Origin of the sequence: Enterobacter sp. CPE_E890, assembly GCF_046521475.1 — a bacterium.
In the GTDB taxonomy this organism is placed as follows: Bacteria; Pseudomonadota; Gammaproteobacteria; order Enterobacterales; family Enterobacteriaceae; genus Enterobacter; species Enterobacter adelaidei.
This window is the reverse complement of record NZ_JBKFZW010000003.1, coordinates 102,671-115,514: the sequence shown is the minus strand read 5'-3', so window position 1 is coordinate 115,514 and position 12,844 is coordinate 102,671. Positions and strand designations below refer to the sequence as shown.

General features: G+C 52.0%; 12 protein-coding genes and 2 pseudogenes. 4 read left to right on the top strand and 10 right to left on the bottom strand.

What is annotated here, in order from left to right:
• On the top strand, positions 1 to 864 hold an 864-nt coding region (locus tag ACLHV9_RS26300; protein ID WP_410397578.1), incomplete at its 5' end, for a S8 family serine peptidase.
• A gap of 452 nt (positions 865 to 1,316) precedes the next feature.
• Positions 1,317 to 2,657, top strand: coding sequence for an ISNCY family transposase (locus ACLHV9_RS26295; protein WP_000589001.1), 1,341 nt, complete (start codon positions 1,317 to 1,319; stop codon positions 2,655 to 2,657).
• A gap of 255 nt (positions 2,658 to 2,912) precedes the next feature.
• Here the strand turns inward: ACLHV9_RS26295 and ACLHV9_RS26290 are convergent, their stop codons facing one another.
• The 8 genes and pseudogenes from ACLHV9_RS26290 to ACLHV9_RS26255 form a co-directional block, all read right to left on the bottom strand.
• Positions 2,913 to 3,335, bottom strand: a complete 423-nt coding sequence (locus tag ACLHV9_RS26290; RefSeq protein ID WP_032072095.1) for a nickel resistance OB fold protein NcrY — start codon at positions 3,333 to 3,335, stop codon at positions 2,913 to 2,915.
• A 161-nt stretch (positions 3,336 to 3,496) separates the two neighbouring features.
• Positions 3,497 to 4,627, bottom strand: coding sequence for a Ni(II)/Co(II) efflux transporter permease subunit NcrC (locus tag ACLHV9_RS26285; protein WP_004196366.1), 1,131 nt, complete (start codon positions 4,625 to 4,627; stop codon positions 3,497 to 3,499).
• A 12-nt stretch (positions 4,628 to 4,639) separates the two neighbouring features.
• The gene (locus ACLHV9_RS26280; RefSeq protein ID WP_004196355.1) at positions 4,640 to 4,909 is read right to left on the bottom strand and encodes a nickel-sensing transcriptional repressor NcrB; all 270 of its coding nucleotides are present in this window, start codon (positions 4,907 to 4,909) and stop codon (positions 4,640 to 4,642) included.
• Between the two features lie 105 nt (positions 4,910 to 5,014).
• Complete coding sequence (gene nirA / locus ACLHV9_RS26275; RefSeq protein ID WP_004196314.1) at positions 5,015 to 6,313, bottom strand: MFS transporter; 1,299 nt, start codon at positions 6,311 to 6,313, stop codon at positions 5,015 to 5,017.
• A gap of 233 nt (positions 6,314 to 6,546) precedes the next feature.
• On the bottom strand, positions 6,547 to 7,305 hold the full coding sequence (locus ACLHV9_RS26270) for a hypothetical protein (protein ID WP_004196325.1): 759 nt from the start codon (positions 7,303 to 7,305) through the stop codon (positions 6,547 to 6,549).
• A 53-nt stretch (positions 7,306 to 7,358) separates the two neighbouring features.
• A complete protein-coding gene (locus tag ACLHV9_RS26265) occupies positions 7,359 to 8,279 on the bottom strand; it encodes a methyltransferase domain-containing protein (protein WP_004196315.1) in 921 nt (306 codons plus the stop codon).
• A gap of 62 nt (positions 8,280 to 8,341) precedes the next feature.
• Entirely contained in the window at positions 8,342 to 8,713 is a 372-nt protein-coding gene (locus tag ACLHV9_RS26260) for a hypothetical protein (RefSeq protein ID WP_004196359.1), read from the bottom strand.
• A 124-nt stretch (positions 8,714 to 8,837) separates the two neighbouring features.
• Positions 8,838 to 8,982, bottom strand: a pseudogene (locus ACLHV9_RS26255) (MFS transporter); the annotation flags it as partial.
• Positions 8,983 to 9,059: 77 nt separating this feature from the next.
• Here ACLHV9_RS26255 and ACLHV9_RS26250 point away from each other — a divergent pair.
• Entirely contained in the window at positions 9,060 to 10,037 is a 978-nt protein-coding gene (locus tag ACLHV9_RS26250) for a chromate resistance protein ChrB domain-containing protein (RefSeq protein ID WP_004196334.1), read from the top strand.
• A pseudogene (gene chrA / locus ACLHV9_RS26245) lies at positions 9,994 to 11,370 on the top strand (chromate efflux transporter). Before ACLHV9_RS26250 ends, chrA begins: the two are co-directional and overlap by 44 nt.
• Positions 11,371 to 11,400: 30 nt before the next feature.
• Here the strand turns inward: chrA and ACLHV9_RS26240 are convergent.
• The gene (locus ACLHV9_RS26240; protein WP_004196322.1) at positions 11,401 to 12,090 is read right to left on the bottom strand and encodes a hypothetical protein; all 690 of its coding nucleotides are present in this window, start codon (positions 12,088 to 12,090) and stop codon (positions 11,401 to 11,403) included.
• Between the two features lie 13 nt (positions 12,091 to 12,103).
• Positions 12,104 to 12,841, bottom strand: a complete 738-nt coding sequence (locus ACLHV9_RS26235) for a HupE/UreJ family protein (RefSeq protein ID WP_008460272.1) — start codon at positions 12,839 to 12,841, stop codon at positions 12,104 to 12,106.
• Positions 12,842 to 12,844: the final 3 nt, after the last annotated feature.

Genomic DNA, 12,844 nt, shown 5'->3' with positions numbered 1-12,844 from the left:
CACCGCCAATTTTGGACAACTAATGCAACTAGTGCAGCTTCTGCGCTGTGTGCCAGAATGGCTGCAAGGTTAATGGCACAATATCCTGAGTATCGCCCAGAAACGATCCGTGCTCTGATCACACACTCTGCGCAATGGACACCTGCTATGTTGCGTATGTATCCTGCTCGCAATAAAAGTGGCTTCGCACAGCTTATACGCCATTGCGGCTGGGGCTCACCAGATGTTGAACGTGCGCTCTGGAGTGTGAAAAATAGTCTGACACTGGTAGCTGAAGACAGCTTGTGCCCCTATCGTAAGACTCGCGACGGTATTAAAACTCGTGACTTGAATTTACATGCGCTACCTTGGCCACTGGAACAGCTCCAGGAGTTACAGGATACGCAGGTAGAGCTCAGGGTTACATTGTCTTATTTCATCGAACCTAACCCTTCAGCACGGGGGAGTTCATCAAGATATCATTACCCATCCCACCGTCTACGCTTTGCGATGAAAAGACAAACAGAATCTTTAGACGAATTTAAAACTCGCATCAATGCAGCAGCTGAGTCTGAAGAGAGTGAGCATGGGACTACCGGTAACGATGATAACTGGTCATTAGGTGCTACTCAACGACATAAAGGGTCGTTGCATCAGGATATATGGCGGGGGGCAGCAGCAGAGCTTGCTAGTTGTGGTTATTTGGCTGTTTATCCTGCACAAGGTTGGTGGAGAACCAGAGGCGCTTTGCAACGATTTGATTCTGAAGCTAAATACAGTCTGGTTGTATCGATTCATGCACCCGAAGCAGACGTAGACCTTTATGCCGCAGTGGAAACCTTGGTCGAAAATATGGTTGAAAATCCTGTTGAAATAATGGGTTAGATGACTATAAAAGTAATGCGATCCGACAGAGGACATAACGAGCAAATCGATATGTCCTTGGCTACAATGATAGGCATAGATCATATTTCTAGCCTTTTCAGTGATTCCCAAAGGTTTTGCGAGCAAGCCCTACAACAGCATTGAAAATGAGTGAACAGTAGTGTAGGTAGTGAATAATATGGATAATTCGACTACTTAAACGTTAATTCATCCACACCTAAAAACAAAAAAGAGCTCGCATTTCTGCGAACTCTTATCGTCAAGCCTCGTTTATTCTGTCCAACTTTTTGGGGTCAGTACACCACGAGGCCACCTGTATGCCTAGACAACATCAGGATAGCCTCTTAGATGCCGCAAGGCAAGGAGTTGTATGGGTCCTGTTAACACCAAGCTGTAATGTCCCCTTTGAACCATTCTAAAATGTCCCCAGACAATTCTCTGGGGGATTTTTCATGATCAAAGAGACTGTTACGATGAGTCATAAGGAACTCGACCGACTTCACATTATTCAGGAGTCACTTAATCGCCATATTACTCAGGAACAAGCTGCGGCACGCATTGGCATTTCTATTCGGCAGGTTAAACGTCTGGTGCAACGGTATAGAAATGAAGGGCCTTCTGGTCTAGTTTCCCGCCGACGTGGAAAGCGTCCCAATAATTCCTTTTCTACCGAATTCAGAGCAACAGTAATTTCACTCCTCAAAGGCCGCTACGCTGATTTTGGACCTACGCTTGCGTGCGAAAAATTGCGCGAGATACACGGCTTGTGTTTATCCATTGAAACTCTCAGGAAGTGGATGGTAGAGGAGGGCATATGGCGCGAACGTCGTCGTAAGTTTGCCCGAATTTATCAGCGCCGGATGCGGCGCCCATCCTACGGTGAACTCATCCAGATTGATGGCTCGCCTCATGACTGGTTTGAAGGTCGGGGCCCCAAATGCACACTGATAGTCTTTATCGATGATGCTACCAGCGCTCTGATGGCGCTACGATTCGCTCCTGCAGAAACAACCCGGGCTTACATGGAAACCCTCCGGGGTTACCTTAATGATCATGGCGTACCACTGGCTCTCTATTCTGACAGACACAGTATATTCAGAGTAAATAACCCGGAGCGGGAAGGAGAGTTGACTCAGTTCACACGTGCGATAAAGACACTGGGCATCGAGCCAATCCATGCCAACAGCCCGCAGGCAAAAGGGCGGGTAGAGCGTGCCAATCAGACACTGCAGGACAGGCTGGTCAAAGAAATGCGGCTTCAGGGTATCAGTGATATTGAAACAGCAAACGCATGGTTGCCGACCTTTATTGAAGCCTATAACAACCGGTTTGCTACGCCGCCTCGTATTGCTGATAACGCCCATCTTGATGTACACCATTCTGAAGAGGAACTGGGTTATATCTTCAGCCTCCAGGCGAAGCGCGTTCTCTCCAAAAATCTCACTTTCCAGTACAAAAGCAGTGCGTTTCAGATTCGCAGTGAAGGCCGGGGATATCGACTTCGGCATTCGGTTGTCACGGTATGCGAAAGCTTTAACGGTGAAATTAAGGTTCTGTATGATGGGAAAGCGTTGGGATGGGAAAAATATGTTGATGGCCCGGAGCCTATACCACTGGATGATGAAAAAAGTGTCCATGAACGTGTGGATAATGCCCGTTTTGATTTACGCTCAAAATTCTACGTAAAACCTAAAGCTGACCATCCCTGGCTTACGCGCCGAACGCAAAGTAATCAGCAAGTGAAGCCCCCTAAATTACCCAGAAAGAAGGCTGATCCCGATAAAATGGACTGAAACCAGGCGTTATTCAGTTGAGTGCATATCCAGTCATAGGATAGATTCTTACGTAGCGTTTCTGGCGTGCATTTTCGGGTGGTTTGTTACTGTTTTTAACGGGGACACGTCAGAAACGCGCTCAGGCCGTCTGAGCGGTACGCGTAATGCGGCGTTATGGTAAATAGCCTATGCTAATGTCCGCTAAGAGCGAGAAGCGGACGTTTGGTTGACGAACTATATATATAAAAAAACATAGCCCGTCAGAATTGTGTTTTAGGGTTTGCTGATAACTGCAACATATAAAATTGAACCATCATTTTCATGGCTTACCGGTCCACTGACCCGTACCAGGTCCTGAGCATCGAAGTGCTGCCCGTTCCAGACTTTCTGCGGGATGCGGACTTTGATGGTACCGGTTGGGTCGCGGAACGTATACCACTCGTCCTGCTGCTGGCTGACAACATTGCCTTCCAGTGTGATCCACGCCCCTTCGTGCATTGACGATACGATCTGAATCCGGCTTTGACTATTCTCCTGCTGAACTTTATGACCGGCATACATGTGCTCAGTGACGACAGGCTCTTTCTCTGCGGAGAAGCCACCTTGCGCTGCCAGAGCAGGAATGGCGATGAACGAAGTGAGTAACACTCCGGTGACGAACTGACTGAAATATTGTTTTTGCATAGCAGATTCCATTTATAATTTTACATCCCCCATGGGGGATATTGTCGATGATAAATGAGCGGCTATAAAAGCTCAATTCCTATCCCCGGCAGGGGGATAAAAATATGATGGGCTTCAGAAATATAAAACCCACCGGTTGGTGGGTTCAGGCGTGAGATTCATACAGGAGAAAATCAGCTCGTTACGCCGATCCAGCCGTGATAGCCCATGTAAATGCCGACAAGTGCAATCAGTACGCTTGAGAAGTATGGAGCCCGCCGCGCCAGCGTATCCAGGCCACTCCAGCGTTTGGTTGCCTGACGAACGCTGAAAGCCGCCGCTGCGCCCACTGAAACCAGCGTGATCGCTAAACCGATGCTGAAACACAGTACCAGCGCGGCACCGAGCGTAAATTCCTTCACCTGGATGCAGAGCAGCAAAACGGTAATGGCTGCCGGGCAAGGAATAAGGCCGCCGGTCAGGCCGAACAGGATTATTTGTCCGGTGGTTACGCTGCGATTCGCAAAACGTTTTTTGATGTCGTTCGCATGCGCTTTTTCGTGAGCATCCTGATATTCGCGAGAATTAACATCCAGACCTTCCAGCGAGGAATGATCGTGGTCGTGTTCATGTTCACGGAATTCCACATCATAATCATGCACATGGCCGCGATGGCCTAAAGACAGGCGAACATCAAAGCTGTGTGGCTCCGGGATCGCCAGGGCCGATTCCATAAACCCGTCTTTTTCGACGAAATCAAATACCTGTGAAAATGTCCCTGGACCACGGTTGGTCACCAGAGAAATGTCGCGAGCTTCCCATTTCTTGCCGCTGAGCGAGCGTAAACGCCAGTGAGGGGGTTGTCCTTCTTCGAAAATCGAGAGTTCAACGCTGCCATGGCCCGTATCGATGATGCGGGTTTCGTCATGATCGTGATGACCGTGGCTGTGTTCCTCTTCCTGCTCCATCTTCCACAGCTTTTCGCCGCGCCAGGTTCGCCAGAACATCCATGCCGCCGTACCGAGAATGATGACGGCGGAAATCAGCTGAAACCAGGGTTCGGCTGATTCAGCAGTGAATTTCTGACTGATATACATTCCGCCGAACGCAATGAGCCAGACAACAGACGTATGAGAAATTGTCGCGGCAAGCCCCAGTAATACCGCTTGCTTGACCGTTCCCCGGATGGCCACAATAAAGGCGGCCATCATCGTTTTGGAATGCCCTGGCTCCAGTCCGTGAAGCGCACCGAGCAAAATAGCGCTGGGGATGAACAGCCAGGCATTGGCCACGCCTTGCTGTAAAAGAGTGGAAAAATCAGTCATGTTTCGCTTGCCTTAAAGATATTTAGTTATCTCTTTAAATTCGCTAAGCGTCTTATCAGACTCCGTGTGGTCAGCATGAAGGGCATCCTCCAGGCAGTGATCCAGATGGTCATGAATTAAGGTACGCTTCGCATTCGTTATCGCCTTTTCCACAGCGTGCAGTTGCTGGGCGATATCCAGACATGCTTTCTCATCTTCGAGCATCTGGATGGTACTTTTCAGGTGCCCTGCGGCACGTTTAAGTCTTTTAATAATGTCAGGGTGTGATGCATGAACGGTCATGGTTTATCCTCTCCAGGTGGAAGGGATAAGATAATGTGTATCAACGCCATGGTCACACTTTTTATCGGCTTATCCTCTCCTGATACGTTGTCTTTTTTTGGGAAATTACTTCTCTTTCTTCGGCCAGGACGGATGTTCATCGTCAATGACGAAATCATGCTCATGGGTCGATTCGTTGTTTGTTTCCGGGTCTTTGTGGCTGTGAACCTGAGCGTACACTTCATGCTCAGGACGCCAGATAAGTACGGCGGTGACCAGCGACAATGTTGCCACAACAGTCAGGGCGATGAATGAAGCCTGTGTCCCCCATGCCGCACCAACCCATCCGGCCAGCGGATAAGTCACCAGCCAGCATGAATGTGACAGTGCAAACTGGGCGGCAAACAGCGCCGGTCTGTCTTCCGCTGTTGACGAACGGCGCAGCAGGCGACCACCCGGTGTCTGAGAAAGTGAATAGCCCACCCCCAGCAGTGCCCAGAGCACAACCAGCGTGATGTAATCCTTCAGGAAAATGCCTGACCCCAGGCCAATGACTAAAAGCGCCGTACCTGCAAGCATCGGCATACGGTCGCTCATGTTGTCGAGGAGTCTGGGGAGAACCAGGGCCGATACCATGGACCCCACGCCGAAGAAGGCCAGCGCAATAGCGGTAGACCGCTGTGAGAAACCAAAGTCCGCCTGAACCAGAACGACGGTGTTGACGATAACCATTGCACTCGCTGCCGCTACGGCCATGTTGAGTGCCAGCAGGCCGCGCAGTCTGGGCGTTTTCAGGAAGATGCGCATACCTCGTGTAGTTTTGTCATAGATGCTGCGTTTGACCGTTAACGCTTTCATCTTCGGCAGTGTCACGGAAACAACCAGAGCTGCTGAAGCAAGGAACCCGACTGCCGTACCGGCAAACAGGTTGTGGAAACTCATGACCGTCAGCAGTGCAGCCGCCAGCATAGGGCTGATGACGCTTTCAAGATCGTAGGCCAGACGTGACAGAGACAGCGCCCGGGTATATTCACGTTCGTCAGGAAGAATATCCGGGATAGTTGCCTGGAAAGTAGGCGTAAACGCCGCCGAGGCAGCCTGAAGAATGAAGATCAGGATGTAGATTTCCCATATCTGGGTGACAAAAGGCAGCGTGATAGCCACGAGAGCGCGAACCAGGTCCAGTGTTACCAGCATGGTGCGACGCGGGAATTTATCGGCAAAAGCCGCCGCCACGGGCGCAACAAGAATATAGGCGCTCATTTTGATAGCCAGCGCGGTACCCAGCACTGCCCCGGCTCTGTCACCTGCGAGATCGTAGGCCAGTAACCCTAACGCAACGGTCGCCAGACCGGTGCCAATAAGGGCGATAACCTGTGCCATAAACAGGTGGCGATAGGTACGATTAGAAAGAATGTTGAGCATCAGGAAATCTCTTGGTTTGAAATCACATCCCCCCCAGGGGGATATTCAAAGCATAGAGGGACCTGAAAAAAATGACAAGCTTTATCCGGGTGAGGAGGATACTGATTCGTCTGTTATCTTGGATGTTAAATAAAAAAGCTTCAGGTATCCCAGCGTTATACCTGAAGCAGCATAAAAAGTGTCGAAGGTGTTATCGCCGCTTCCCTGCGCAGCCCCTCCTGACGAGAAGGGAATTAACTCAGTTGTCCCAGACAGGTTTTCAGGCTCAACCGGGTGGCTTCAATATCACTATGGATAATGGTGCACCAGTCATCACGGTTAGCCCGAATGACCTCCAGCCAGTTATTCAGTGCCTGATTAAACGCCATGGTTTTCTCGCGCTGCGGCCAGCTCATCTGGTTAGTGCTGTAAATGTCCTGCCCTGGCTGCGGCATTAGTACGGTTTGCTGCGTCGACATCCGGGAAGTCACCGGCCAGGTATCAGAGTTGCCATCCCAGGAAGGCATCACCGGGAAACCCGCTCCGCGCAAGGCCATATCCCAGGTGGCATCAAACAGGTATGTTTTGCCCTGTAGCTCAAAAGCCACAGTGTCATGAAATCCCTGTGTTTGCGGCAAAATTGCCAGAATATCCGCAGGTACAGGCAAATCAGCCCAGTCAAACCGCACCAGCTTTCGCTTTGCCGTAATGCCACCATCGGTCAGCAGTCGTTCGGCAGCAGCGGCTTTATGACGGCAGTCGCCAAAGCCCTGCTGAAACAGACTCATGCTTTCGCCATTCCATGCACCGAGCTGATAGGGTATCCGCCTGACCAGCTCAAAAATGGCTCTTCGCAGTTCAGTTGAGCCAGGTTTAAGCCCGAGCGACTGCAAAACCCAGCCCGGCGTTATCGCCTCTTGTTGATTGCGGCGGGTGTTTATTTTTTGCCATGTTTCACTGACTTTTTCAGCCAGAGAGGCTGCCAGGGTTTCCCCCGGCAGTAATGTTGTCATCAGCAACGCTCCTGTGGTGGTGAGAAAATGTCTGCGCGTCAACATATCGGGCGTTACACCTCTACGTTGCGACGAAGCGCCGACATAACCAGTGATTCACAGACCACTTCTTCATCCTCTGCCCGCTTTACGCCGGGGAAGACCATCTGACTTACCGGGGACGAACGAAGCCGGTGATAACGGGCAATCGCGCCATTCATTCCTCCCATTTGCTTACGTCTGACCAGCCGCAGTCCGTGCTCCCAGGCGACTTCATCCATCGCGCTCGCCAGAACAGGGTCATGGTTGAAGATCAGGACGCCATCCTCTTTCAGCAGGCGTGCAGCGCTGCGAAGGAAAGCCGTGTAATCCTGTTCGAAATAGGCCGCTGCCTGGGAGTAGATAATATCGACCTCACCTGCCTGAACACCTCTGTTTTCCAGCGCTCCCAGCCCGGCTGCTGTCACGTAAGGATGCTCAGTCACGCCTTTTGGCAGCGATGCATGCCACGGTGTGAGATTAGTGAAGTGCAGGAATACGCTTTCCCCAAGTTGCTCCCTGAACTCCCCGGAAAGCCCGGAAATCGTCGCCTGATGGCCGGCACATTCCTCAGCGCGAAAACCCGCCCAGGCGGCACCAATTTCCAGGAAGGTGACTTTCCCGTTTTTGTGGTGAATGTTTTTCGCATAGTGGGCGATGTCGAACCCAATTTCTCGCGCCAGGCGAAATGAACCGCCGCTGGATGTCCAGGGGCCATCAAAGCCAAAGGCAAGGATCGCTTTGAGCATCGAGCCCGTTTCCTGATGCATCATTTTCAGGAACGGAATGACTTTACGCCGTGAAGGAACCGGGACATTCGGACGCATTTTTTTGGCCTGAAGGTCGCGATTAACGCCCATGCAGAGCGTCTGCCAGTGCAGGGGATCAACACGATAATTGAGTGCAGTGAAATTACGCGCAATCTCTCGACGCGCCTGGATAGAGTCTTTATACATAGCCTCTCCGCTAAATCTGAAGTTGATTAAAGCCGGGCAGCAAAAACTGCCGGTAACAGCGATCAGATCTGGCGGATGCTGGGAGGACGGTAAATGATGTCCGTGGCCTTAACCGGGCTACGAAGATCGGCAAGCGGCAACCATCTGTCTGTTACAGGAGAGAGGGAAATCTCTACAGAGGGCGGCTGCTCAGGGGTTTCATGGAAATGGTCTGTCTGATGATGGCCTGCGTGGCCAGACTGAGGGATATCCGAATCGTGAGAGTGATCCTGCATTGACATGGTGACTTCTGCGTCATGCAGATTCATCTCGTAGCCTGTCAGGCCGTTTGTACCGTGCGACGCAAACGTCACCATCGACGACATCATCATGCCAATGGCCATGATGACGATCATCAGAACATAACGGGGCGAACGTTTAAACATCGGGTACATCGCTGATTGCTTTCCTCAATAGACAATGACAACGGTATAAAAAGATTAGCATCCCCCCGGGGAGGATGTAAGGGCTGGAATGTAAAGTCTTGTATTGGCGATATGAATAAAAAGGCCCGCATAATGCATCAGCGACCGGGGCGACCAGAATATAAGCAAGCATCTTCATTGCCAGCGCCGTTCCCGACTCCCCCTGCCCTGTCGCCCGCCAGCAGGCCCAGTGCAACGGTAGCAAGACCGGTACCGATAAGAGCAATTATGAGCACCATAAAAAGATAGCGATATGTACGGTTAGAAAGACTGAAAATATGTAGCAATCTCTACCATATGTATTAATCTCTACACTATGAAACTACATATCCTTATTCTGACACTGCCCACTGAGCAGGCCACATTACGTATGCGTGTCTGGCGGGCATTAAAAAATACCGGTGCCGCCATGCTGCGCGACGGCGTTTATCTGTTGCCTGAAGCGCAACAGAGCCATGAGATTTTTAACGAGATGAGTCGTGAAATCAGCGGTGAGGGAGGAACGGCCTTTGTTTTTGACGCAGAGACTTCCGACGAAGAGAAAATTCGCCCGTTATTCGATCGCTCTCAGCAGTACCTGATCCTGATGGAGAGCCTTCAGGTTTGTAAAAACGACCTTAATGAGGAAACCGCGGTCAGCCAACTGAAGATGGTAAGAAAACTTCGTCGCGAGCTGGATCGGATTGTGGCGATTGATTTCTTTCCTGGTGAAGCGCAGGCGCAGGCCATTTTTGCCTTGTCAGAACTGGAAGCTGGCATTAACAGGTTCATCTCTCCCGGAGAGCCTCATGCCGTCAGTGGCTTGCTGACACGGCTGAAGCCTGAGGATTTTCATAACAGGATCTGGGCTACGCGTCGCCGGCCATGGATTGACAGGCTTGCCAGCGCCTGGCTTATACGGCGTTTTATCGACCAGGATGCGCAGTTTCTCTGGCTTAAGGATGGCAACGATTGCCCGGAAGAGGCGGTGGGGTTTGATTTTGATGGCGCGACCTTCAGCCACATCGACAATCGTGTGACCTTTGAAGTGCTGATGGTCCGCTTCGGGCTGACGGGGGATGCCCTGAATGGTCTGGGGATGCTTGTGCATTACCTTGATGTTGGCGGGGTTCAGCCCCCCGAAGCCGCTGGCGTTGAAAGTGTACTGGCAGGATTGCGTGAAAGCATTACGGATGATGACACATTACTCACAGCGGCCTGTTCGCTGTTTGACGGTCTGTTAACGACGTTTGAAATGAGGTCCGGCCATGATGAACAAAACGGAGTTGCTGACGCTGGCAGAGGAAAACGTTAAGCCCAAGCCGGTCCCCCTGAAGGAGGCGTTCTGGTTCTGGATGAAGCTGGGTTTTATCAGCTTTGGCGGTCCTGCCGGACAGATTGCGATCATGCATCAGGAACTGGTCGAGAACCGGCGCTGGATTTCCGAGTCCCGTTTTCTCCACGCACTCAATTTCTGTATGGTGCTGCCCGGTCCGGAAGCTCAGCAACTTGCCACCTACATTGGCTGGCTGATGCACAGGACCTTGGGCGGAGTGATAGCGGGTTTGTTATTTATCCTTCCCTCACTTTTTATTCTTATCGCGTTGTCGTGGATCTATATCGCCTGGGGAGACGTTGCCATTATTGCCGGTATCTTTTACGGCATTAAACCCGCCGTGGCGGCAATCGTGCTGCAGGCGGCGCATCGCATCGGCTCCCGTGCGCTGAAACACGGTGCCCACTGGGCCATAGCTGCTGCGGCTTTTGTGGCCGTTTTCGCCCTGAACGTTCCTTTTCCCGTCATCGTTATTTCAGCAGCGATAACTGGCTTTATCGGCGGACGCATCGCGCCGGAAAAATTTCACAGCGGCAGCGGGCATAACAAACAGGAGAAAGCCGCCGTTGATGCTGCGGTTATTGACGATCATACGCCCGTACCGGCGCATGCCCTGTTCAGCTGGGCGAAACTGTTAAGGATTGTGGCAGCGGGTGCACTGCTCTGGCTTATTCCCATGACGGTGCTGACGCTGGGGCTGGGCTGGGCGCATCCGGTGACGCAGATGGGCTGGTTCTTTACCAAGGCTGCGCTCCTTACCTTCGGTGGGGCCTACGCCGTCCTGCCATACGTTTATCAGGGTGCTGTCGTCAATTTTGGCTGACTGACTGCCGGGCAGATGATGGACGGGCTGGCGCTGGGAGAAACCACGCCCGGCCCGCTGATTATGGTGGTCACGTTTGTCGGATTTGTGGGCGGGTATACCCATGCCGTTTTTGGCGCGGATATGCTGTTTGTCGGCGGCGCCGTTGCCGCCTGCATGGTGACCTGGTTTACCTTTCTCCCGTCCTTCATTTTCGTGCTGGCAGGCGGGCCGTTTATCGAAACGACCCACAACAAGGCGGGTTTCACGGCACCTTTAACCGCCATCACAGCGGCCGTAGTGGGCGTCATTGTTAATCTGGGGCTGTTTTTTATCTGGCATACCGTATGGCCGGAAGGCGCAAAGGGAGGGATCGATATCCCTGCCGCCCTGATTGCTGTCGCCGCTGCGTTTGCGCTTTTCAGATTAAAATGGAAGGTTACGCACGTTATTGCCATGGCGGCTCTCGCCGGGCTGATACTCCGCCTGACCGGGCTGTCAGCTGTGTGAAAAGGGGCAGGTTATCCTGCCCCTGATTTATCAGATAACCCGTTTGATGTTCAGGTAGTCGCCGGTTGTATCAAGCTGGATCGTGATGGTCTCAGAACCACGATTTCGCCAGAACCAGCCATGTTTACCCTCGAACGCGGCCTGTAAAACGCCGTCTCCGGATGTGATCTGCCGGGCTTTACCATAGCCATGGTAGAAGCCTTTCGGGGCGTTGACCGGATCGCCGTGCGCATCCACGTTTACCGGTCCGGAACTTGTCCACTGATAGGTCACGCGGGCATCTTTGCGCATTTCCAGTTTAACTTCAGCAGCTTCGTTAGGCTTCAGGGTGATGAGCATCTGATGACGTTGCGAGCCAGCCGATGGTACTTCCGGCGCGCGCGTGGTCGCCGGAACGCTCAGCTCCGGGTAGGTGTTCTGCGTTATTGCCGGAGGATTATCCGGGATCGGTCGCTCATTAACTGGCGCAGCCAGCTGTCCTTGCTGAACAGCGCTGGCCTGATTATCGGCATCAGCTTCTTCGGCAAGCTGCGTTTTGATTTCTCCCATCTGCTTAAGCCCCAGTAAACGACCCACGCCAGTAGGATCAATGCCGTATTCCGAAGGCATGACGACGGTGATCAGCAGCGTCAGCGCCACGATGGCGGCGAGGATAGTGGACTGCATCAGTTTGATGGCAGAAGGTAATTCTGCGCGTGTTGGTAAATCAGTGTTGTACATTGTTTTGTCTCCCTCAGGCTAAAATGTAGCCACAAAGCTGGTAACTCATTAACAGAAATCCCGCGCTCATCATCACCACATTGGCGGTATAAGCGTGTCGGAAAAAGCTCGCCGTTTGCCGCCAGTAGCTCATAACGATCAGGATGGCGCTCAGCGCGAGCAGCTGGCCGATCTCAACGCCAATGTTGAAGGCAATCAGGTTGACAAACAGGCCATCGGGAGAGATTTCGAATTCCTGGATTTTGGTTGCCAGACCAAAACCGTGGAAGAATCCAAAGATGAGCGTCGCAAGCTTCGTGTTGGGCTGAACGCCAAACCAGCGCTGGAATGCCCCGAGGTTATCAAGCGCTTTATAGACCACGGACAGCCCGATAATGGCGTCAATAAGGTAAGCACTGACGCTGATATCAAAGAAGGTGCCGATGAGCAGCGTCGTTGAATGCCCGATAGCGAACAGGCTAACGTACAGCCCGATATCACGCATTTTGTAGAGAAAGAAAATCACCCCGAACAGAAACAGCAGATGATCGTAACCGGTCACCATGTGCTTCGCGCCAAGGTAGATAAACGGGATGATGTTCACCCCGGTGATTTCCTGGATGTACCCTTTGTCGCCTTCCGCCACGCCGTGCGCATACGCGCCCTGGCTGTAGAAAAGCAGTAACAACAGGAAAAACAGACAAGCCGAACGCGCCTGAGCTGAAAGCAGGCGAGCGCTCAACCGGCCTTGTGTATCAAGGCTGGTATACATAAA